This is a genomic window from Filimonas zeae (genome assembly GCF_014641615.1).
Taxonomy (GTDB): Bacteria; Bacteroidota; Bacteroidia; order Chitinophagales; family Chitinophagaceae; genus Filimonas; species Filimonas zeae.
Window position 1 is genome coordinate 607121 of the sequence record NZ_BMIB01000002.1, and the last position, 24240, is coordinate 631360.

The following is a 24240-nucleotide window of genomic DNA, read 5'->3' on the forward strand; positions in this document are numbered from 1 at the left end:
GTTGTTGTTAGTTTTCTTTAAGCCGGTTATATTTCTGCGTCCACTCCGCGGCAGCCTGCTTGTTTTTACGGAAACCATCGCCGTTCTCAAACAAATAAGCCATGCGCCCCATACAATAAGGGCTGCCCAGGCTGGCACCTTTTAAATAGTAAAGGAGCGCCTTGTTATAATCGGCCGGTATACCCTTTCGCTTGTTCATCCATATATCAGCCAGATATCCCCAGCCCAGCCCTTCGCCATTATTTATGGCCTGCTGCATCAGTTCAATCGCCTTATCATAATTGGCCGTACCATCTACCCGTTCTATCTGATACATCCAGCCCAGTAATACCATTGAGTTGGCATCTCCTGCTTCTACGCCTTTCTGAAAATAAGCTGCCGCCTGCGGATAGTTTATGCTTACATGCGTTCCTTGCAGATACATAACACCCAACCATACATATGCATTATAACAACCTCCCTGCACCGCCTTGTTGAACAGCGCCGTGGTTGATTTTTCATCGGAACGTTCCGCAACATCGCGGTTAAAGTGCATGATACCCAGATTACGCGCGCAACGCGCATCCCCACAGGAGTCACCCTTACGGTAGTAAGCTTCTGCCCGTGCCTTATTTTTTACCACACCAGCGCGGTAATAATACATATTACCCAACCACGTGTATATCCGCTTGTCCTGATGCTGCTCTGCCTGTTCAAACCAGTACATGGCTTTGGCAGAATCGAGCCTGTCCTGCCTTTTGCGGGAACTGTAAAAGCAGGCTGCTGCATAACGTGCGTCGGCATGGCCCTGCTCCGCTGCTCTTTCCAGCCAGGTAACCCCACCAACAGGTGCAGGTATATCGCTGTTGGCAAGAATTACGCCTGTAGCATACATACTTTCCACATCACCTTTTTCCGCACCAGGCAACGCTATTTCATACCCCTGTTTAAACACCTCATTGGCTTTAACGGTATCCATATCACTTCCTACCCCGGTAAGCAGCAACCTGCCTTTTACGCCGTAGGCAAGTGCATTGCCTGCTGCCATGGCACGGTTCAGCAGTTCGTGCATTTTTACCACATCCCCTTTCAGTATCAATCTTTCTTCATGATACCACACCAGTTTTACCATGGCATTACTACTGCCCGCAGCAGCAGCTTTGGTATACCAGCTGATTGCTTTTTCATGGTTGTTCAGCAGTTCATACGACAATGCCAGCTGCTCCATATCCTGTAACACACCTTTACCGGCGTTAGCAATCATTTGTTCCGATACAGAGAAAATATTCAGCGCCTCACTCAACCGGTATACATCGCGAAACTTATCTTCTATCCCTTCCTGATTTTCATATTTAGCCATATATATACCGCAGTCTTTTTTTAACCGGGCTATCAGTTCCAGATCAGGCGTGGGCTTACTTTTCCACCACTGGTCCTGGGCCATAATACGGAGATAAAGAATTTTAGAATTGGAACTTTTCAGCATCTTTTCCACCTCTGCCAGTTTAGCGAGCGTGGTTTCATATTTACCCGCAGCAAAAGCCTCCTCGGCTTCTTCATACTTTAAACGGGCAATGGTTTCCTGCGCCTGTACCGGTAAGGCCAGCACAAGCAATAACAAACAAACAATGCTTTTACGTATACTTTTTAAAAAAATCATAGCTATTTTACTATTCTCTGCTCTTTAAAGTGCTTGATTTTGCCTGCCAGTCTTCCGCTCTCTTTTTATCCTTTTTTACGCCAATGCCGTTGTAATACATACTGTACAGTTTATCCATAGCGTCTGTATTGTTTAAACCGGCAGATTTCTCATACCACTCTGCAGCTTTGGCCTGGTCGGCAGTCATACCCTTGCCATCGTACAGCATGTTTCCATAATTATACATGCACCAGGCATTGCCTTTGGCAGCACCTTTTAAATACCATTCAGCCGCCTTAGCATAGTTTTGTGTAAGCCCGTTGCCCCCGGCAAAATATGTATTACCCGCATTGTTCATAGCAGCAGCGTGGCCTTCGGCCCCTGCTTTTTCGTAATACCTTACCGCTTTAGCATAGTCCTTTGTAACACAACTACCCCAGTAATATGTATTACCTATAACATTGTAGCCATTCACATATCCCCTTTTTCCGGCCAGCTCGTACCAGGCAATTCCTTTTGCACAGTCCTGGGTAACACCTTTTCCATCTGCATACATTACCCCTGCCATATACGCACTGTAATCATCCCCCTGTGTTGCTGTCCTCTCAAACCAATCCAGCGCTTTGTTTAAGTCCTGAGAAATATTGCCCAGGCCCCTGTTATAAATACTAGCCATACGTTGCATGGCAGGTATATAACCTTTGGCAACTGAACGGTTAAGCAGTTGTACTGCTTTATTTACATCCTGATCTACCATGGTTCCGGTAATATAAATGATACCCAGGCGATATTGGGCTTCTTTATATCCTTTGTTAACTGCTCTCTGCAGCAACTCTACTCCGGTAAGGGTATCTGCCCCTTTCGCATCCACCAGCGCGCGGCCGGCATAATACAAATATTCGCCATTGCCTTTTTCTGGCTGCGCCATGGCAGCTTCGTAACTCTTTTTAAAAAACTCCTGCGCTTTCAGGGAATCTTTAGGTACCCCCTGCCCCCCATAACGGTAGCTGAAAGCACGGGTATGAAAAGCATCCGGATGGCCGGCAGCAATAGCTTTATCCAGCCATGTGTTACCCTGCACGCTGTCCACTTTTACCCCCATGCCCGATAAGTAAAAATCGCCCAGGCGTGCCATGCCAAGTCCACTGTTTCTGGCGGCTGCCTTTTTATAATATTCCGCTGCGCGGGTGTAGTATTCCACAAAGTAATAAGCATCGCCCACCGCTTCCAGATCGGCCACCGAAGCAGTGCCTTTAGCTATATTGGCCAATGCCTGCTCGGGTATGTCAAATGCTTTATAGAGTTCCGATATTTTATAAATCTCTTTATACTTTTCTTCTATTCCTTCTACATTTTCGTATTTCACCAGATAGTTCTGGCAGGCTTTTCTCAGTTCCAGCACCTGCTCCACATCAACAAAGGTTTCTGTTTTCAGCAGCTTTGACTGCGCTACAATACGCAGGTACAACGTTTTTACATTCGGCGCACCGAGTATCTTTTCGGTTTCTTCCAGCTTTGTTAAAACAGTTGCATAGTCGGCGGCAGCAAATGCCTCTTCCGCTTCCTCATATTTCAGTTTGGCAATAGCTGCCTGCGCGTGTACCTGCGTACACATGGTTACTGTAAGCAGCAACCCTAATAAAAACCTTTTCATATTACCCCCTTGTTAGTTATTCCAGAAATCATCTTTTTTTACCGCTTTTTTGGTAGTGTCGGCAGCCGCCTTCTTCACAGCACCGGTTTGCCAGAAATCATCGTCTGCCTTCTTTTTTACCGGCACAGTTGCTTCCGTGCTATCACCTGTTGACTTTTTAGCGCCGTTGCCCCAGAAATCAGTAGCAGTACCACCAGAAGACTTTTTGCCTTTATAAGCAATGTCTCTCACGGTAATCTTGCTTTTGGAAGCCAGGTTAAGAAAAGAGGTGCGCATGTTATCTGCCATCTCTCTGGTAGTATAATAGCCCACCAGCGTTACGGGCCCTTCGCCGGAGGCAGCTTTTTTTACATCGGCCACCACATTGGTTTTAAACGGCCAGGTACCATCGCCATAACGGGCAATGGGAAACACGTTGGATACTTTTACCGAGGCAGGGCCTGCATCTATTTTAGTTTTATCAAACACGTAGGAGAAGAAGTACAGTTCGTTGGTAACTACCTTATGGCCCGACAAAGGCACACCGCCATCCGGAAACTCGTTAAAAAAGCCTTTGCGTAATTGAATCAGCGCTTCTTTTCTGCGGGCTTCTATGCGGGCAAGCTGCTGTTCCCGCTGGCGACGGAGTTCTTCTTTGGCCCGCTGCTCTTCTTTTTCTGCACGCATGTTGTTAAGGTAACTGCCTATTTGGGTGGCCGCCTGCCCAATAGCCTGGCTTTGCGCACTTGCATCGCTGTAAAACGCATTGTAGGTAGCCTGTAGCTGCTGGTTACGTGCATTGGCAATATTTTCTACCTCACCGGCTATAGAAGCGTATTTCTGTTCAAACTCGGCTTCCAGCTCTTCCACGCTGTTGTAATTACCGGTAAGACTGCTGGCATTGGCCAGGTTGGCTTTACCACTGCGAATGGCTTCTGCGGCATAAAACGACTGGGCCAGGTTAGCGGAAAACTGTTCTGCCTTCCGTTGCGATTCTGCCTGTTTGGCATAAAAATCATCGGTCATGGCCTGCAGCTTTTGCTGGGTAGCAGCTACCAGCTGCGCATCCTGCTGCTGTTTGGTAAGCCCGCCAGATGCACTGCCACCAGTGGCAGCCGCCGCTTTCTGTTGTTTTAATTGCTGGTATTCTTCTGTGCTGATTTGTTTGTATTTACCATCTGATCCTTTGCGGTAGTAATTACCATCAGGGCCTTTGCCAAACTCCGGACCGGAAGCACTTGTTGTGCCGCCGGAAGTTTTACCGCCTGTAGTGCCGCCACCGGAAGATGCGCCACCCGAACTGCCGCCGGAACTGATAGTAAGCTCTGTGCCGGTACCAGCGCCTGCGGTAGTTGTAGTACCGGTGCCGCTTTTATCTTTGGCCGCTTTTTCGGCGGCAGCCTTCTTCTTAGCTGCCTCATCTGCCGCCAGCTGCTTTTTTTTCTCCTCCTCTTCCAGCTTCCGTTTATCATCATCAGCCTTCTTTTTATCGGCTTCCGCCTTCTTTCTGGCAGCCACCTCTGCTTCTGTTAATGCATTGGTTTCTGAATTAAGCCGCTCACCAAAATTGTAATACTCAAAATGGGTAACCGTCATATTACCAAAACCCAGCCCGTTAAAAATGGCGGTAATATCTTCCTTTCCACCACCAGCAATTTTGGTGGCCGTACCCACCTTATCGTAACTCTTCAGCAGCGAAGCAGGTATAAACAAATCTGTTTGTGATTTTAAATTGCCCAGCTTACCATATCCAAAGTGAAATTCCAGCGTTTTAAGGGTGGTGCCTTTGTAAGTAACAGGTATGCGTACACTCAGTGCACTCATCTGCACATCATCATCCGGCACACCTGTAATGGTTTTTTGCACCTCTCTGCCCCCCTGCTTATATATCACAAATTTGGTGGAACGGTTAAAACTGAGGCTCAGCTTTAGCCAGATGCGGATTTTATCTTCAAACCCATCCCAGCTGCCCGGCTCCACAGTGGCATCGCCCACCATAGGCACATAACCCATGGTAAAAAAACGGGCACCGGTATACGCTCTTACTTCTTTACCGTTGGCAAGAGATGGGGGAATAGCAAGCATACCCAGCGTGCGTTGCTGGCCCCACGCAATAGTGCTGAAAACCAATACGAAAAGGGGTATCGGCAGAAAATATTTAGTCATTCCAAACAGAGCATTGGTAATCTCACAAATAACGCCCTTGCCTGAATACCGGAAAATACCTGGTTCTGAGTATTTTTAGGGGATAAGCCGCCGTTTCCGGAGAACGAAACAACGCGTTTTTGCCGTTACGCTGCGCCTGGCGCCGGTGGCCGCGGCGCAATATGCACATCACTCTGCGGAAACGGAATGGAAATATGATTCAGTTGGAACGACTGGTGAACAGCCACAATCAGTTCGCTTTTTACCAGAAACGGATCATTAGAATGCTTTACCCAGAATAGCAGCTTTGCATCAATAGCGCTGGTATTAAACTCACTGAACAATACCAGCGGAGCAGGATATCTGAGAATGCGGTCGTCTGCCTCCAGCACCTCCTTCAGCAGTTGTTCCGCTTTCCGGAGATCGGTGTCGTATGCCACGCCCACCACCAGGGTCAGCTGTCGTTTATTACCACCCAGTGTACGGTTAATCAGGTGCGAGTTCAGCAGATCGCCATTAGGCATTACCAGATCGGCCCCGTCGCCGGTGGCGATAACACTGCTGCGGAAACCAATAGATTTCATAGTACCGGCCTGGTTGTCGATTTCCACCGCATCACCCACATTCACCGGTTTTTCAAAAGCAATGATAAGCCCGCTCACCAGGTTGTTTACCAGTGTTTGCAACCCAAAACCAATGCCCACACCCAGTGCACCCAGTATAATGGCAATTTTATCCATAGGAATGCCTGCCGCTGCAAAAGCCAGAAACAAACCCAGGCTGATAATGGCAATGCGGATGAGTAGCAGCCAGCTGCCCAGGCCAGGCTTATCTTCTCTGCCGCCGGTACCGGTACCGGCCAGATGCTTGTCGGAAGCAAACCACGATACAATACGCGACACAATTACCGATACCCCCATAATGCCAATAAACAGAAACAGCGTATTAATAGTAAAACTGTAATCGCCCACCTGATGCTCCTGCGACAGAAAATCTTTAACAGGACGCGAAGCCAGCCGGAACGCATAAAAATTACGCCCGAACAGAATAAACCAGCCAACTATCATAAACACATAAAACCAACCCGGCGCTTTGGCACCCACCCGCTGCGGATTGAGATAAAAGAGTTTTCTATCCTGACCGGAATACACTTCAAAAGCCAGGCTTAGCCCCTCGTTAATCAGCCGCACCGTCCACAAAAACATAATAGCGATAATAACATTGAAGTAACCGCCGGTAAGCAGCGATTTAGACATATTATAACGCCCGAAGCAATTACCCACAAGGGCCAACACTTCCAGCAATGCCAGAAAGCCGATAAAGTACACTATCCATCCTTCCCTCAATTCGCTCCGGTGCTGCTTCTTCACCCATACGGCTATGCCCGTTACCAGCCCCGCCAGCGACAGTGCCGCCATAAACCACCGCTCCGGCCCCGAGGCCTGTAAAATAGTATTGTTACCACAGGCCAGCAGAAACAGCAACAACATAATAACCCATACGCGCATCCAGTAACGGGTAATAAAACCCCGGAACACCAGGGTGAGTGATATTGCGCTAACTACCCATAACAGTGCACTGAACACAAACGGTGGCTGGGGAAATAAAAACTGAAATATATTAAGTACGATGATGAGGGCAGATAGTACGGGGTAACGCAATAGCAACTGCCCCGCAAAATCGTTCCGCAGCAGGTTTTTCTGCCGGTAAATTTTCTTCAGCGAGCGGATATAAATGGCAGACAGCAGTACCAGCAATAGTAGCAACGCCACCAGCCCTGCATTGTTTTCGGTGTAAAAACGCAGTGTAAGCCACCCTTTTTTCCACGAAACAGCAATAATTTCCTGTAAAGGGCGGTCAACAGCAGGCGGCTCCCACAAAGCCGTTACCTCCTTCTCAAAATTGGTGCGGTAAAGCGTACGCTGATAAACTTCTATTTCATCCTTTGCGCTTTCAATGCGGTACACCTGCATGTTCACTTTTGCCTGCAGTGCCTGCACATTACTCATGGCCTTTTCAATGGTACTATCCACAGGATTTACCTCTACCGCCACCATCATCAGCTTTTGCACGTATTTACTAAGTACCGCAGAATCGGTAGGAAAAGCAAACAACACCGGATCGCTGGACAAAGAATCCAGCTGATAACGGAACTGCGACAGGCGGCGCTGATAATTATCCAGTTCCTGTTTATGCTGCTGTACCCTGTTTTGTAACACCAGCAGCATGTTATAAGAAGAGGCCAGATTACGGTAGGTTTGCACCACGCCCCCGTTTACAAAAATGCCATCACCCGCAATTGTATACCATCTTTCCACATGGGTAAGATCGGCACTGATGCCGGCAGTATCTATACCACTGTGCAGATAGGTTCGTGTGCGCTGCATGGTCTTTTTTAAGTTTTCAAACAAATCATCCTGCAACATAACAGCTTTATCCCGCTGCCTGTCAGCCACACTACGCTTACGGCTTACCGCAGCAAAGCGCAACAGTCTTTTTACAAAGGCGGAAGAAACGGTATCACCTTCGGGTGTTATATAAACAGAATCGGCCGCATGGTGGCTGGTATCCTGCGCCTGTACGGTAGCAAGGCAGCCTGCCACCAGCAACACACACAGCAAAAACAAACGTGGAATGGCTTTCATGAATGGTTGCGGTTTGATACTTCAATTTACTGTTTTCACTGTTATGTTCCACTTCACTCCACAAATCTGAACGCTAAAACATGGATATGGCAGATATGATATCGACTTTCATCTAAATAATGTATTTTCATAGTCTGACACCTCTGTAAATTATAACCACGCAATTCTTATGAAAAAACTTCTTTGTGTAATTACGTTGGTAACTGCTTTATTTACCGCTTACAGCCAGAATGATCACAAACACGATGTAGTGGTAAAATCCAACGGCGACATTCTTACGGGTGAGGTATTGGAAATAACAGACAGTACCATCCGTTTTACCTATACCGGCGAAAAGCTGGTATATAGTATTAAAAAAACGGAGATATTAAAAATTACCTTTGCCAGTGGCCGTACAGAAACCTTCGCTGCCGCCCCCACCACTCCTGCACAACCTGCTGCCTCCGCACAGCCTGCTGCCTCCACCACGGAAGACCCGCATAATAAAATTGCCATACTGCCGTTTGGCTATGTAAAAGATGGGCAGCCACTGGCAGAGGAAGTGAGTGAAAGTGTACAGAATCAATGTTACGACCTGCTGAGCAAACACTCCGGAACTTACACCGTGGTAAGCCCCCGCGCTATTAACGTAAAACTTACCAAAGCGGGCATTAACCGTTCTACTATATTAAACTACACCATGGCCGACCTGTGTAACCTGCTGGGCGTGGAGTACATTATAGATGGTACCATTACCCAGCGCCATACCACCCAAACAACTTATGGCAACAGCACTTACAGCACCAAAAAGAAAGACGACGATAAAAAAGAAACCGGTTACGGTAGTAATTATTCTACCACCCAACAGAACTACGAAACCGTTATGGATTTGAAAATTTATAACGAAAAAGCACAGATAGTATATAACCAGAACCGTAAAGCTTTCTGGCAAACAGAAGATGCCTATAAAAACACGCTGGAGTATCTGATTAAACGCTGTCCTTTATACACTAAATAAAATAAACCGTCAATTATGAAAAAGCCCTTACTTATGGCCTTACTGGCCGTTGGCATGCTTATGTGCAACCACACCTGGGCACAAAGCAAAACAGGAACTATTTGTTTTATACGCGCCACCGGTTATGTAGGTTCGGCTGTAAACTTTAAAGTGTACATAGATGACAGTCTGGCCTGTAAGCTCAAAAACAAAACCTATTCGCTCCACAGCGTAGCCGCCGGTAGCCATACCGTATCTGCCAAAGGCTCCGGTTTATCTAACGGCAAAAAATCGGCACCGTTTACCATTCAGGTAGAAGAAGGCAAAACCACTTATGTAGATGTAGTATGGGCCAATGATGTATCTGTACAGGAGATTACTAAAAACTCTGCCGATGTAAAACTGAAGCAAACCAAACAGAATACCAAGTGCAGCACCACCGAATAAAACAAACCATAACCATACTGATGCCGGCGCTGCTGTTCTGCGCCTTTATGTTTACCTCCGCAAAGGCACAGGACAGCACTGCAGCAGCCAGCCCACCAGACAGCGCTTGGATAGAACGCTTTGACGACCAGATTGTGATAAAGCTGGCAGCCCTTAATACCGCAGAAGCGCTGGTGGCAGAAGGAGATAATTTTAAAAACGTACTGGAACCTAATCCTAACGAGCTTTTCCGCGCTTATTTCAACTACCGCTTTATCTCTTTTTATGTAAACTATATTCCGCATTTTTTGCCAGGCAACAACGACGATGAAGAGAAAGGGCGCACCAAAGGCATAGGCCTGGGCACCGCCCTTAACTTCCGGCAATGGTTTGCAGACATTTATTACAATTACAACAAAGGTTATTATCTGCAAAACACCAAAGACTACCGGCCCAACTGGCAACCCGGCGATCCTTATCTGCAGATACCGGATATGGTGGTTAAATCTCTGGAAGGATCGATAGGGTATAATACAAACCCACACCTTTCGTTACAGGCCGCTACCACACAAACCGAACGGCAGCTGAAAAGCGCAGGTTCTTTTATTCCCCGTATCAGTTATCGTTACATGATAATAGATAACCGCACGCCTATGGCAGCTTCTTCCCAAAAAAGCAATCATTTTCACGCGCTGCTGGGGGCAGGCTACCAGCACACGTTTGTGGTGAAGAAAGCGCTTTACTTTAATGGCAGCTTTACCCCATCGTTCGGGTACACATTTACCAAACTACGTACCCGCATAGAGTCTGAACAACAGACAGATCATATGCAGGGCCCCATTTACCAGTGGGATGGACGCATAGGCATGGGTTATAACCACCACCGCTATTTTTTAGGAGCTTATATCACCGCCACCTCTTCCACCGCAGCACAGGGTTTATCCAGTGCGCTGATAGCAGATGGCCATGTATTCTTTCAGCTGTTTGCCGGTATACGTTTTACGGCACCAAAGTTTCTGAGAAAAAACTACGATAAAATATTTCATTAATGGGTTACTCCCTTTTACGCATACTGCCCTTTGTGCTATTCAGTTTTTCTGCCACCGCGCAGGCAACTGCTGATTCTGCTTATGTACCCAAAAAGCGGTTTCTCCGTGCTTCGGGCGAGTTACTGATAACGGAACTGCTGCCCTGGAGCTGGAACCACTTTGTGCGTAAGGCTGAATTCTCAAAAATCACCTTGCAGAGCATAGGCCATAACCTGAAACCCTCCAGCTGGGAATGGGATGACAATAATTTTAAAACCAACCAGTTTGCACACCCCTACCACGGCAACCTGTATTATAGCAGCTTCCGCAGCAACGGCTACAACTTCTGGCAAAGTGCCCCGGCCGCTTTTGCAGGCAGCTTTTTATGGGAAGTAGCGGGCGAAACACATAACCCCGCCCCTAACGATTTAATCAATACCGCACTAGGCGGCATATCGCTGGGCGAGATGACTTACCGCCTCTCTAACAAAATAGTGAACACCCGCGCCCGTGGCGCAAAACGACAGTTTCAGGAAGTAATGGGCTTACTGGTAAACCCGCTGAACGGGTTAAACCGAATCATCAATGGCCAGTGGGGCCGGGTATACGGCTATGGTTATGCAGACAGCAGCTCCACCTTAACCACCTGGCTTAACATTGGCATACGGCATTTTGATATACGCAGTTTAAAAGAAAACACCCGCGGCAACAACGAACTTTATTTTCGCCTGCGCCTGCAATATGGCGACCGGTTTAAACCCTCTAACACGCCCTTTCAACATTTCAGCGCCACCGTAGAAGCCGGAGCTAACGACAGCACCTACATGAATAACGTACAGGTAACCGGCGCCTTAAAAACATGGCCCCTGCGGGAAGACAGCAGTCAAACCCACCTGTACTCCGTTACCATGAACTATGACTTTATTAAAAACAACGCCTTTGAATACGGAGGCCAGAGTTTTACCCTGAAAGTACTGAGCAACTGGACCAAACGCAGCCGCACCAAAGTATACACCGAAATAGGCAGTGGCATAGTAGTGCTGGGCGCCGTACCCGACAAATACCTGTACTACGGCGAAGGCCGCAACTACGACTACGGCCCCGGCATACACGTAACCGCCCAAACCATAGTTAATTTCCGCGACCGGCTGGAAGCAGAACTGAATTACAAAGGCAGCCGCTTTGCCACAGTAAATGGCAGTAAAAGTTCTTATATATTAAATACGCTTAGTGCAGATGTACGGGCTTATGTAACCAAAAATCTGCTGCTGGCAGCCGGTGTGGGGCAGTTTACGCTGAATGGTTTTTATAAAGGGAAGTCCAATATATCGGAGGTGTATCCGTTTGCGAGATTATCGGTGGGGTGCAGGTTTTAGTGGCAACTCTATTGCACTGCATCTTTTCGCAGTTTCATTGCAAACTTTCCAACGTACTTCCGGCACAATAGTACACCTGCTTTCTTACAGTCCACGGATAAGGTTCAGACTTCAACTACGTTAGTTTTAATGCAGTATTTTAGCTTACAGAACACTCCGGAAACACCTTATAACCAGAAAACCTGAAATAACATGAAACAGAAAAACACTGCAATAATCTGGATCGCCCTATTCATCGTTTCCTTTTTTCCTCTATCCGGATGCAAAAAAGCCATGGAAAGTGCTGTTGACTGCATTGGTGAAAGCTTTTTTGTAAGCTTAAAAACAGTGGCCAATGCAGACAACCCGAAAATTGTAAATCTGGAGGTACATTATTCGGGCTCCCATACGTTTACATCTGTCAATTGGACCTACGGCGATGGGGCTACAGCTGAAAGCACTACCACATCCACACAACATACACACTACCGCAGGCAGCTACACGGTAAAAGCTTCCGTCAGCATCCAGAAAAACGGAAGTACCTGCACCAGTGACCATACCAAGGTGATTGTGATACCTGATTAATTACCTTATTACTGTTACTGAACCTGTCATTTTCTTCGCCCCATTCTTCAGGTCAACTATGTAATAATAAGTTCCCGTAGGCACCGGTTTACCATTATAAGTGCCTTTCCAGGCAACATTCTGGCCGGGCTGCCCTATAAATACCTGACGACCATAGCGGTCAAACACCTGTACTATACTACCCGGATAACCATCCAGGTACAGTATTTCCCAGGTATCATGAATGCCATCGTTATTAGGTGTAAAGGCATTAGGTACCGTTACGGCAGTATATACCAACACCTCTGTCTGGTCTGTAGTAACACAACCACCCACTTTACCGGTAGCGGTAAGGGTGTATGTGGCTGTTTCTGTGGCCACCAGTGAGGGGGTTAATGTATTGGCGCCGGTAAGTAATGCCGCAGGTGTCCATTGCAAATCCATGGTTGCCACATTTTGGGCGGTAGCTGCCAGGGTTACCGTATTGCCCTTTAATATGGTAAAGGATGGACCGGCATCTATTTGCGGCTGCACATATACTGTTGCATTGCCATTGGCTGCAACAGAAGTACAACCTACGGCATTGGTTACCGTAAGTTTTACTGCATAGTTACCTGCAGCGGTATAGCGTTTTACGGGGTTGCGGGTGTCAGCAGTGGTTCCATCGCCAAACGTCCAGCTCCAGGCGGTAACGGTACTACCGGCTGCCGTGCTGGCATCGGTAAATACCTGGTCTTTGCCCTGACATACCCGTTCCGGAGCAATAGTAAACGCAGCTACCGGCTGTGTATAAAAACGGGATATAGTATGGGTAGCCTCATCGGTACAGCCGGCAGTACTGGTAACGGTAAGTTTTACCACATAACTGCCGGATGCGGCATAAGTATGGTTTACATCGCGTGTGGTAAGCGATGCGCTGCCATCGCCCATATTCCATGTGTAACGGAGTGCGCTATTATCTTCAATAACAGACTGATTGGTAAAGGTAGCTGCACCGGGCATACATATAGCGGCTGGTGGGGTAAAAGCTGCATCCGGCACAGCATGTACAGCCACCGGCATAGAAAAAGTATCGCTTACACACCCATTTACATCTGTTACCGCCAGTTTGGGCAGGTAGTTACCAAAACGCTGGTAGCTGCGGATGATATTTCTGCTCATGGTATATTCCGCAGTAATACCATCCCCAAACAACCAGGTCCATCGGGACAATGCAACGCCGCTACCTGCCGACTTATCTGTAAAGGTGGAAGGTTCACCCAGACAGATGTCTTTTTCGGTATCAAAGGCAGCAACGGGCTTTTCATGTATAGCAACGGTAAAAGCGCTGTCGGCTGTACAACCTTCTGTGGTAATGCCCCGGTATTGCAGGGCATAGCTACCGGCAGGTAACAGCGTATCAATTTTTTGTTCGTTCGTGCGTACATGCGGGCCGGGAAACGTAAACGTAAACCGGTTAAAGGTGTACCCGTTTCCGGATGTGGCTGCTGCTCTCAAATGCAGCGTATCGCCCGTACAACCGGTGTATTGTATCTGCACCGGCGGTGTAACACGGGGTTTTACTGTTATCTCTAAACGGATAGTATCTGTTTGGTTACAGCTTTCGCTGGAAGGGTTGGTATGCAGCACAGGTAGTATATAAGTACCCGGCTGGCTGATAGTATACGTGCCCGGCAGGCGATACGTATAAAAGGTTTCGCCATCTGTAACTTCGGTGGCAGCCGGTACGGGTGCAGCTTGCACCACATCTGCCGCAGGGCTGATGCCCGGCACACTGCTCAGCTTCCACTCAATACGTGTAGCCGGTGTACCATGCACTTTCAGGCTCAGTTCTACCGGCGTACCTGCACAGGTATATTCATTTATGGTAGAAGTTGTATTTGCTTCGTTACGCAGGCTGCCACTGGCATTGAGGTTATTAATGTAAGTACCTGCATTATAACCATAGCTTTCCGCACCACCCAGGCCGTACGTAATAGCGGTAAAAGCAGAATCACTTTCTGCAATACACTGGGCCTGCCCACCCACCCATCGTTTTACCACCACGCTATAACCGGGTTTGTTGGGGTGCGCGTATTTGTAGTTATAGTCATCCACTTTCCCGTCAATCTTCAGGCTGCTCACCCCCTTGTCGGGTATAATCAATGTGAGGTAATTGTATTTGATCAGGAACAGATTGTTTCTGAAAAATCCTACATGTTTAATGCCCTGTTCCATGGGGCTGATGTAGAACATTTCGGGATCGCCCATCTGATCCAGCACACAACCGCCAGACATATACTGCGCTACCATTACCGGCTTATCTGCTTCAATATAATCTGCCGTACTACTTTCATAATAATAGAAATTACCTGGTGTTATCATAGAAGATACCGGCAACACCACACCATTCTTTTTTACTACGGTATTTACATCCTGCACCTGTATTTTATAAATATTATTCATAAACAGGTTAGAACTGGCGCCTTCGGAAGTGGGTGCGGTAAGATACCGCTTGCCCCATGCCTGTCGGGGAAATACCTGTTGCATATCGTTATCACCACCATATACGCGTAAGCCCTCCAGCCCGCCACAGGGGTTCTCTGTACGGCTGCTGCCTGAGAACACAGCAATGGGGTAACACCCACCTGCATCATTGGCAATGGAACGTACCGTAGTACCCGTCAATTCCTCTCCCCAACTGTTTACAGGCAGCTTACTGTTGAGCGGTGCACCTATTACCTGATAAATATGCCCCTTTTGCAGCGTGGCGCGGTAAGGAACACCTTTCAGGTGGCCATTGCGGGTATCTACGGAAGGAATAATTTCAATAACCGTGTTATCGTGCTGCGCTATTACATACATAAAGGAGTAACAGGTGTTGCTGTTATTACTCCGCATTTGTTTACTGTTAAGGGAAGTATAGGTATACCCCCAGGTTTCTACCGGCATAAGCATGGTAGCCCCGCTGGTGGCCTGCGCATAAATATGCGCATACGCTACAATGGGCGTGGTACTGGTAATATGAATACCGCGGCGCGTAAACAAACCTTCGCTGTTGGTACAATCCGGGCACCCTGCACTTACCGGCTCAGAATGCAGCGTGGCATTGTACATACCCGATTTGGGTATCTTATCCGTCATCAGTACCTGATTGGCATTTACGTGGTAGGTTTTTGACCAGTTTTCGCCAAAAGGGTGGTTAAGACCTGAGCTATCTATAGTTACCGTTACATCTGCATCCTGTTCTGCACTTAAATACAGCACCATTTCCTGGGCGCCGATAGCCCCATCCGTATCGGACAAAATAGATTCCATAAACTGGTGTGGACCATAGCCTACCCAGAAATCTTTTCCTTTGTTGCTTAAACGTTGCTGCGCACACACATCAGCGCCGGCTGCCATTACTAGCAGCAACAGCACGGTAACTACTGAATACTTCATTATAGCATAATTTATACGGCCGGGCAGCAATGCTGCCCGGCCGTGAACACCGCCACCCCTAACGAATCAGGTTCAGCGATCCTTTCTTCTCTGTTTTTTCACCGGTATCGGCCATTACTGCGGTACATATGTATATATATACGCCTGAGGGCTGTAACCTGCCTTTATACATACCGTTCCAGCCACTACCCGGGTCGGAGGTTTCAAACACCTTCTCTCCCCACTGGTTAAATACCAGCAGCCTGAACTGTCTTACACCCTCCCCACCCTGTACATGAAACAAATCGTTCAATCCATCTCCGTTAGGCGTAAACGAGTTGGGTAAAAACAGCTTACCGCTGCGGGCCGCTCCCTGCTTACTACCTTCTTTGTATACGCATCCGTTCTGGTTAAATGCACGTACCAGTATGTTTACGGAAGTGCCTGGTACCAGCCCGGCAATAGTATGGGTAAGCCCTGCAGGGCCGGAGGAAGGATCTATCCAGGTAACACCGTTATCAACCGATACTTTATAATACACTGCATTGGTTACCGGTAACCAGGCAAAACGTAATACATTCAATCCGGCCGAATCAACCGTTACCACCGGTGCATCCGGCGTTACTGCTATCAGTGCCACAGCTTTTACACGCGGGGTGCTGGTACAGCCATCTGCCACCGCATCAGCATACCAGATGGTATTGGCAGTAACATTACTAAAGCTGGCAGTGGCGCCGGTAGTAGCAGGGGTGCTGCCGCTTTCGCTGGTATACCAGTTATATACGGTGCCGCTTACAGGGTTTGTTACAGCAAATTGTACATCGGTAGTACCAGGGCATACAATAACCGTATCTTCTGCCAGCGCTATAACAGGCAATGGTTTTACGGTAACTTGTTTGGCACTATCCACCACACAACCTTCGGACGTAATCATCTGCAGCTGTACCGTGTAGGTACCTGCTGTATCAAACACACGGGTAAACTGCTGCGTGGTATAACCCAGTCCGTTGCTGATGGCCCACTTCCAGGCTTTTACTGTTTCGCCGGTATTGGTGGTAGCAGACGCAGAGAACGCTGCTTCCTGTTTGGCACAGCCCGGAAAGCTGACTGTAAAAGCAGTTGCTTCCGGTGCCGGCGTAACTACTACTCTGATAAACAAATCAAGGGCATTATCACAACTGCTTATATCGGTACCGCGTAATACCACCGGCACATAATAAGTACCCGGTGTGGTAAAGCGGAAATCATCATTTACACTGTAACGGTACATCCATCTGCCATTTACCACCGCAGAATCCACAGGCACAGGAATAGTTTGCAAACTATCTGCGTGCGGGTTAAGCCCTTCAACCTTACTGAATTTCCATTCTATAGAAGCAGGTTTAAGGCTGCTGCTTACATAAAAACGTACAGGCGCTCTGGCGCAGGTAGTGTTACCTGTATTGCCTGGTACGCCCAGGGTTTTGGTAATGGTACTGCCGGTAATCAACGCGCGGATGCGGCTGATGCCCAGGTTATAACCATAGCTTTCATTCTGCCCCACCCCGTAGGTAATACCGCTAAAGGTGGTATCGCAGGTAATAGCGCTTTGTATTCTTTCTGCATCCCAGCGTTTTACCACTACGGTATAACCCGGCATGCTATGCGGATAAGTTTCATCAAAATTGGTACGGCCATCAATACGCAGCGAAGCCACACCTGCATCAGGCACCACCACCACAGCATAGTTAGATACAATATCGCCCTGGTTATTGCGGAAAAACAAGGCCTGTTTAATACCCTGATCTGCCGGGGTTAGATAGATCATTTCCGGGCCACCATCGTTATATCCCCAATCGGTGCCACAATTACCTATAGAAGGCATGTATTGCGCTACCATTACGGGTTTATCTGCCTCAATGTAATTCATCTCTGTGCTCTCTATCTCATAATAACTGTTGTTTACCAGCAAGCTTATGCTGAGCGGATTGCCATTTACTTTTACGCCGGTAGCTGGCTCCTTCACCGATATACGGTAAATATTCTTCACCTTTCTGCTGATTTCGCCGCTGTAAGTGGGTACAGTAAGATACGTTTTGCCCCATGCCTGATAAGGCAGGTTTTGCTGGTAGATAAAGTTGCCCGTATTGCCTGCTTCATCTTTACAGCTGATAGAAGTACCCGAACTGCCTGAGAATACTGCAGAAGGGTAACATTTGCCATGCTCGTTTTTAATGGAACGGATGCGCGTACCGGAAAGATCGTACCCCCTGGCATCGCCGGTAGCTACAAACTCACCCAGCAGCTGAAACACCTGCCCCTGATGTAACAGTACCGTAAACGGAACATTGGCCGGATGCCCTACCGCAGGTACTGAAGGGGTTATTTCAATCATGGTACTATCGTACTCTGCAATTACGTTTACAAAGGAATGCGCCGAACCAGGCGATCCTACCTGCTTATATATCAGGGCCTGATAATCGTACCCATATGCGCCCACCGGCAGCAGCATAGAACCACCGGAGGAGGTGTAGGTATAGGTATGGGCCGCTATGGGTTGCGTACTTACAATACTGATACCACGGTCGTATACACCTGAAGCCAGCAAACGTGCATCGGCAGATCCGCTGCGCGGTATTGCATCTGTCATTACTACCGTACCTGCCGGTACATGGTAGTTTCGTACCCAGGTGGTACCGTGTATCTTCACGGTTACATCAGCATCTGTATCTGCTGCGGAAAGGTATAATACCATAGCATGGGTACCATAGCTGCCAAAATCGTTCAGCGGATAGCTGGTCCAGAAACGGGTACCCAGGTTAGTAGTATCCGCAGCAGCCACTACTACAGGAGGTTCCTGCGCACGTGCCACCGAATCGAACAAACCGGTAAACAAATGCAGACTGGTCAGATCTTTATCGTATAAAATATTGTCACCTTCATTCACCGTGCCTTTGCCACTCAGGCTCCACGCACCGGCAGCATCCGTTTTAGCCAGGCGAATATATTTCTGCTTAGGAACAAAGCCCTGCCAGGAGTCAATATAATAATGATCTATATCATAAGCATAGTTGCCACCACCGGTATTAATGTCGGTATAGAAATACATATACTTAGCATCTGCCGGCAAAGAAGGCGGCACTATACCGGAATACCGGCGGGCCGTAACTGTAGCAGGCACCGAAGCACCCCAGCGAATACGGGCAACCGTATCTGTACCCAGCATCAGCAACTGGTTGCTGTTGGCAACAGGCACTGCAGGTGTAGCAGTAAGTACCACAGGCAATGCCGCAGGCATAAACTCGTAAGCCCCCATATCAGGCACCCCGGCCGTAAGTATATCGGGGCGTGGCTGATTGTTGATATCCTTATTGTTTCCTGCAATCTGTACCCCACGACCGTGAATAGCCCATACTTCCGGCGCATCTGTTTTGGGATGCAGATCGGTAGTACTTACCAGCGCGGGCTGGTAGTACAGCGAGTTGTAATCCCAGGTAGTAGCATCTCTCCACGCCTGGAAGGTGTTATAAGTAACTGCACCGGAGCTGCCTGTGCGGAACAGTACAGCGCCTGTGGTATACAAAGTATTGTAATCGCTGTTAACAAAAGAAGGCTCCCAGGCACGCATTACCGCACCACCGCCGGTATGGCGGAAAATGTTATTGCGGGTAACGCATTCCAAACCTATAGAAGCAGAAGCAAACAGCACTGCGTTGGCAGTACCGGTGCCGGCAGACATGTTCTGCACGGTATTATTGTACAACTGGTACGAACCGGTAGACAAACTAATGCCATAAGCCTCGGTACCGGTAGTGTTAATGTTGATTACGTTATTGATGAGTCGTGCGGTTTGTACAGCATTCAGGTTAATACCATGCACCCTGCCTGTGTTGTTGTTAATAGCAGTAATGGTATTACCCGCTATCTGGTGCCAGCCGGCAGACTCCATATAACCGTATGTAAACAGCATGCCCCTGATGGTAGACGTAGTATTTTCGATGGTAATGGTGTTATGCAGAATCTGCATGGCAGAATCTGCCCCATCGGTAGATATACCACAGGCGGTAGCAGCCATAGTACCCTTCAGCAAAATCTGGTTATTGCCTACTACCAGATGGGTGGGATAAGTAGCATATACCCCATTGGTATAGAAGCCGGAAATACGGTTGTCTTCTACTACATGGCTGGAAGCAAATGCGCCATACTCCTTACCTTCCAGGTATACGCCATATCTGCCACCGGTAATGGTATTATTCTTAATTACATCACCTCTGCCCGATAACTTTTCGGCATACACCCCACCGGCATTACCCGAGGTAACAGCAGGTGCGGTAAGTACGGAATTTAATATGCTGTCTGCACCGGAATTATTGGCCAGCACCACCACGCGCCCATACGGCCCGGCCAGGGAAGTAATGCTTACATCTGTAAACGTAACATAGCTTGCATTATCCAGCCTTATTACATGGTTATCATCAAAAGTACCTGTGTATTCAATTTTTACAGAGGCTGCATTACCTGCCACACCGCGGAAAGTAACACGGCTGGTATCAGATGCACCGGGTATGCGGGGAATAGTAACCTGCTCTGTATAAGTGCCAGGTGCTATATTAAATGTAATAGCACCGCCAATACCACACTGTAATGCAGTAACTGCCTCCGTAACAGATTGGAAGTTGGCACCAAGACCGGGAGGATAGCTGGATGGCAATGCCGGGTTAATGGTATATATTCCTTTAGGCATTACCGCATTCAGTTGCAGTTGAACGGGTGTGGTAGCCACCGTATCTGCACCGCAGATTACACGGCAGCGGAACCAGGTATTCCAGTTAACTTCTGTGCTAAAATCCGGCTGGGTAATAAAATCGCTGATGGTTGTCCACTCCCCTGTTGCGGCACGGGCGCTCTGCCACTGAAACAGGTAATAACCGCCATTGGAATTTCCATTTAACTGCATACTGATGGTGCTGCCCAGGCAAACACCACCGGCAGGTGACAATACAACTGTACCCGCTACCGGCGCGCCGTTACAAGGTGCTACCGCAAACTCCACCGCCCCGGCATCAGGCGTAGTGGTACTTCTTACCGCACCTGTAATATCATGCGTAATACCCAACGGGGTGCCTATATTATCAATCTGCCCCCTGGCCGGCGTAAAATCACCCGCAGCAGGGTTGGCAAAAGCCGGATCAAAACTTACCGAACCTGCATCCTGCCCGGCAGCAGCTTTCCATTCTGCCAGCGTTAGCATAGAAACACCCAGATAGTTGGCAATGGATGCCGGAGCTATTTTGTTAACGTAATAGTTATTGCGGTCGGCTGTTACCAGACCACTGTTGATATAAAAAGCTGTTTTAGCGCTACCGCCTGCACTGGTAACACTTACAATATTGTTTTTAAACTGAATATTCTCTGTGCCTTCAAAAAAGGTACCCTGCATATCGCCGCCCGCATCGGTACTGCTGTTATCCAGTATAATAGTATTGTGATAATAGTTGGTATTGCCGCTGTAAGTAGCGTATATGCCCTGCATGCTACCACTGGTTTCTGTAAGATAGATAACGTTATTGGCCACCAGCGAAGCCGTATTGGAAGTATTGGGTGCACTGTTCTGCACCATAATGCCTATAGCGTTGCTGTAATTAGCCGGAGCCCCCATGTACACATCGCGTATAAGGTTGCCGGTAATCTGTACATGATCGTTCATATCCACAGAAACACCTTCATAATCTGCCAGATTGCTGCTGTGTGGGCGCGATAAACGGTTACCGCTGATAATAGTGCCCGTGGCGTAGCTTACGCGGATACCGCCGGAGTAGCCATCTTCCATAATACAATTGCTGATGGTATTGTTAACAGCCAGCCCATCGCCTGCAGCTATTACTACACCATACACACCACCCACAATACTGTCGCGTGTAAATACGTTGCCGGTAGAAGGAACGCCCTCACCAAAGCCGTTAAAAGAAGTTTCATCATTAGAAACCACAATACCTGCGTGGTTGGTGCGGTTACGTCCGTTTATGCTGCTGGTATTGGCTATAATGGTACAGCCTTTCACCGTATTGTAATCTGCACCATCATACAGCTGTATACCGTACCCGTACGATCCGCTGCCATCTGCATCTACCACCAGGCTATCCAGTATAATATAATCTGCCTTCACCAGTTTAATTACTGCTTTGTTCTGCGCATCGCTGCTGCTGTAGTGAATGGTGTTGCCATTGCCTTTAAACGTAATGGTATTCACCGCCGAAGCACCGGGTACAGAATCCAGCACCAGCTGCTCTTCATACACACCACTGCCCGCGGTTACATTAAATACCACCGGGCCGGCAATACCGCAGGCCATAGCCATTCTGGCATCGTTAAAACTATGAAAGGTTTTAGGGGCACCGGGGGCTGCATTCTTATCAATAGTATAGGTATCTGCCGGAAGTGCTGCATTAATATTTACCAGCACCGGGGCCGACCATACGGTGTTGCTGTTACAGGAAAGCTGCACGCGGTAATACAATACCGAAGCTGCTTTAATAACCGTATCTGCACTATTGGTAAGCACATTACCCAGATTGGCGTAAGTACCTGTTTCAGTAGCAGCATATTGCCACTGATAAGTAATGGCACTGCCCGGGTTATAGCCCTTCAAACTTAAACCTATGGAAGCACCTGCACAGGCCGGCGCACCATATACCTGCGTATTACCCGCTGTTAACGTAGCCGGGCAGGCAACAGGTACAAACTCATATGCACCCATATCGGGCGTAGTACTGCTGCGCGCCGCACCGGTAATATCTGTGTTTACTTTTAAAAAGAACCCTTTGTTATCCAGCGCTGCGCTTACCGGCAAAAAGTTGCCAGCTACCGCATCTGTAAACAGCGGATCTGCTGCCAGCGAACGTGCATCGTTACCGGAAGCTGTTTTCCAATCTGCCAGCGTGGCCACATCTGCCCCGGCGTAGTAGCCGGTAAAAGCATTTACAGCAGCAGGCATTATATAATAATCGTTATATCCCGTTACTATACCATCGCTGCGGTTACTCTGATAAAGCGCATATTTTTTACCTCCACCTGAACGTGATACTGCCACAATGTTATTTACCACGGTAACATCTGTTAACACAGATAGCAGATAAATACCCGCGGCCAGGTTACCGCCACTGGCAGAAGCCCCATCCAGCGCAATGGTGTTGTGTGCAATTAACAGGTTACCGGTAAAGTTGTTATACACACCGTAAGCATTACCCGCACAGTCAAAACCGTAGAAAAGGTTATTGGCCACACGGTTATCACCATTCAGCTCTGCAAAGTCGTAATAAACACCATAGGCAGATAACCCATCACTACCTGCGGCCATGCCTGCAAACAGATGATGCACCCGGTTGCGGGAAACAGTGCTGCCCGTTTGTGTGCCGGTAACATATACGCCATATCCATCCGCCACATCGGTTCTGGCCGGGCGGCTGATGTTGTTACTATCTACCAGCACATTGTTACCGGTGCCCGCGTACACACCATAGTTATAGAAATCACGAATGGTATTGCCTTTAATAATATTAGCGGTATTGGCATCTGTTGCTGTACTGGTAATGGCAATGCCCATATTACCGCCGGTAATGGTATTGTTCAGCAGCTGATTGCGGTCGCAACCGGCATCGCCCATATCCCATATATCATTGCCACCGGCAATCAGCACACCGGTGTAACTATCCAGTGGTGAAGATTGCGATACCTCCATGCTACAACCTGAAAATATATTATCATCCGCATCATTACCCAGCTGCACCGCATAGCCATACTCACTATCGCCCGTACCGCCGGCCTTAATCGTCAGCTGATGAAACCGCGTAAAGTCAGTTCCGTACAACCGTATTACCGCACGTTGCGTAGCATCGGTAGCCGTATAACTGATTACATTGTTATTACCGTTAAAGGTGATGGTATTAACCGCAGAAGTACCGGCAACTGCATCCATTATCAGCTGTTCAGTATATACTGCCGAACCTGCCGCCACATTAAACACTACCGGCCCGTCAATACCACATTTTATATGGTTATACGCATCGTTAAAACTGTGAAAGGTACCTGTAGTCACATTGGTAGGCACACGGTTATCAATAACAAAAGTGCCATGCACAGCAGGCACACCCGAACATTGGGCATGTACAAAATGCGTTATTGCCAGGGTACATACAGACAATAGGGTTCTCTTACAAAGAGATGAAGCAAAAATCTTCCTCATTGCGGCACAGTTAGGTTTGTATGGTATAAATCAGCCTATAGATATATACAACAGTATTACGCAGTAAGCATGGGCCTTACCGGGCATACAGTTATTCAATCGAAAATATGTTTATGTAATTATGCAGTTAAGTCTTGTCCATCTTTGCCCAGGCGGCAACTCACAGGAAAATTTTCGTTCCGCAGACAAATAAAGCACTTTTCAGGTCAAAAAAATACCACAAACT

The 24240-nt window shown here is 47.9% G+C and carries 11 protein-coding genes; 5 read left to right on the forward strand and 6 right to left on the reverse strand.

Translation table 11 applies throughout. The features are described 5' to 3' along the window. Positions 1–7: 7 nt before the first annotated feature. The 4 genes from IEY13_RS09350 to IEY13_RS09365 form a co-directional block, all read right to left on the reverse strand. Positions 8–1639 carry a tetratricopeptide repeat protein gene (locus tag IEY13_RS09350; protein ID WP_188951712.1) on the reverse strand — a complete coding sequence of 544 codons (1632 nt, stop codon included), beginning with the start codon at positions 1637–1639 and terminating at the stop codon, positions 8–10. A 10-nt stretch (positions 1640–1649) separates the two neighbouring features. After that, complete coding sequence (locus tag IEY13_RS09355) at positions 1650–3272, reverse strand: tetratricopeptide repeat protein (protein ID WP_188951713.1); 1623 nt, start codon at positions 3270–3272, stop codon at positions 1650–1652. Between the two features lie 12 nt (positions 3273–3284). Further along, on the reverse strand, positions 3285–5417 hold the full coding sequence (locus tag IEY13_RS09360; RefSeq protein ID WP_188951714.1) for a hypothetical protein: 2133 nt from the start codon (positions 5415–5417) through the stop codon (positions 3285–3287). A gap of 125 nt (positions 5418–5542) precedes the next feature. Further along, positions 5543–8041, reverse strand: a complete 2499-nt coding sequence (locus IEY13_RS09365; RefSeq protein WP_188951715.1) for a mechanosensitive ion channel family protein — start codon at positions 8039–8041, stop codon at positions 5543–5545. A gap of 169 nt (positions 8042–8210) precedes the next feature. On the opposite strand from IEY13_RS09365, the gene IEY13_RS09370 reads away from it, so the two are divergent. The 5 genes from IEY13_RS09370 (at position 8211) to IEY13_RS09390 (ending at position 12381) form a co-directional block, all read left to right on the forward strand. Then, the gene (locus IEY13_RS09370) at positions 8211–9038 is read left to right on the forward strand and encodes a hypothetical protein (RefSeq protein ID WP_188951716.1); all 828 of its coding nucleotides are present in this window, start codon (positions 8211–8213) and stop codon (positions 9036–9038) included. A gap of 15 nt (positions 9039–9053) precedes the next feature. Further along, entirely contained in the window at positions 9054–9464 is a 411-nt protein-coding gene (locus IEY13_RS09375; protein ID WP_188951717.1) for a hypothetical protein, read from the forward strand. Next, the gene (locus IEY13_RS09380; protein ID WP_188951718.1) at positions 9446–10492 is read left to right on the forward strand and encodes a DUF4421 domain-containing protein; all 1047 of its coding nucleotides are present in this window, start codon (positions 9446–9448) and stop codon (positions 10490–10492) included. The genes IEY13_RS09375 and IEY13_RS09380 overlap by 19 nt, the downstream gene beginning before the upstream one ends. Next, positions 10492–11847, forward strand: coding sequence for a DUF3943 domain-containing protein (locus IEY13_RS09385; protein ID WP_188951719.1), 1356 nt, complete (start codon positions 10492–10494; stop codon positions 11845–11847). The genes IEY13_RS09380 and IEY13_RS09385 overlap by 1 nt, the downstream gene beginning before the upstream one ends. 192 nt (positions 11848–12039) lie before the next feature. Further along, entirely contained in the window at positions 12040–12381 is a 342-nt protein-coding gene (locus IEY13_RS09390; protein WP_188951720.1) for a hypothetical protein, read from the forward strand. Positions 12382–12412: 31 nt separating this feature from the next. Here IEY13_RS09390 and IEY13_RS09395 read toward each other — a convergent pair whose 3' ends face one another. Beyond that, a complete protein-coding gene (locus IEY13_RS09395) occupies positions 12413–15814 on the reverse strand; it encodes a PKD domain-containing protein (protein ID WP_188951721.1) in 3402 nt (1133 codons plus the stop codon). Between the two features lie 58 nt (positions 15815–15872). Next, positions 15873–24014 carry a T9SS type B sorting domain-containing protein gene (locus IEY13_RS09400; RefSeq protein WP_188951722.1) on the reverse strand — a complete coding sequence of 2714 codons (8142 nt, stop codon included), beginning with the start codon at positions 24012–24014 and terminating at the stop codon, positions 15873–15875. Positions 24015–24240 lie beyond the last annotated feature (226 nt).

What these genes read in the sequence shown, in the direction of transcription:
- IEY13_RS09350 (WP_188951712.1), bottom strand. Translation starts at nt 1,639, where the DNA reads ATGATTTTTTTAAAAAGTATACGTAAAAGCATTGTTTGTTTGTTATTG.
- IEY13_RS09355 (WP_188951713.1), bottom strand. Translation starts at nt 3,272, where the DNA reads ATGAAAAGGTTTTTATTAGGGTTGCTGCTTACAGTAACCATGTGTACG.
- IEY13_RS09360 (WP_188951714.1), bottom strand. Translation starts at nt 5,417, where the DNA reads ATGACTAAATATTTTCTGCCGATACCCCTTTTCGTATTGGTTTTCAGC.
- IEY13_RS09365 (WP_188951715.1), bottom strand. Translation starts at nt 8,041, where the DNA reads ATGAAAGCCATTCCACGTTTGTTTTTGCTGTGTGTGTTGCTGGTGGCA.
- IEY13_RS09370 (WP_188951716.1), top strand. Translation starts at nt 8,211, where the DNA reads ATGAAAAAACTTCTTTGTGTAATTACGTTGGTAACTGCTTTATTTACC.
- IEY13_RS09375 (WP_188951717.1), top strand. Translation starts at nt 9,054, where the DNA reads ATGAAAAAGCCCTTACTTATGGCCTTACTGGCCGTTGGCATGCTTATG.
- IEY13_RS09385 (WP_188951719.1), top strand. Translation starts at nt 10,492, where the DNA reads ATGGGTTACTCCCTTTTACGCATACTGCCCTTTGTGCTATTCAGTTTT.
- IEY13_RS09390 (WP_188951720.1), top strand. Translation starts at nt 12,040, where the DNA reads ATGAAACAGAAAAACACTGCAATAATCTGGATCGCCCTATTCATCGTT.
- IEY13_RS09395 (WP_188951721.1), bottom strand. Translation starts at nt 15,814, where the DNA reads ATGAAGTATTCAGTAGTTACCGTGCTGTTGCTGCTAGTAATGGCAGCC.
- IEY13_RS09400 (WP_188951722.1), bottom strand. Translation starts at nt 24,014, where the DNA reads ATGAGGAAGATTTTTGCTTCATCTCTTTGTAAGAGAACCCTATTGTCT.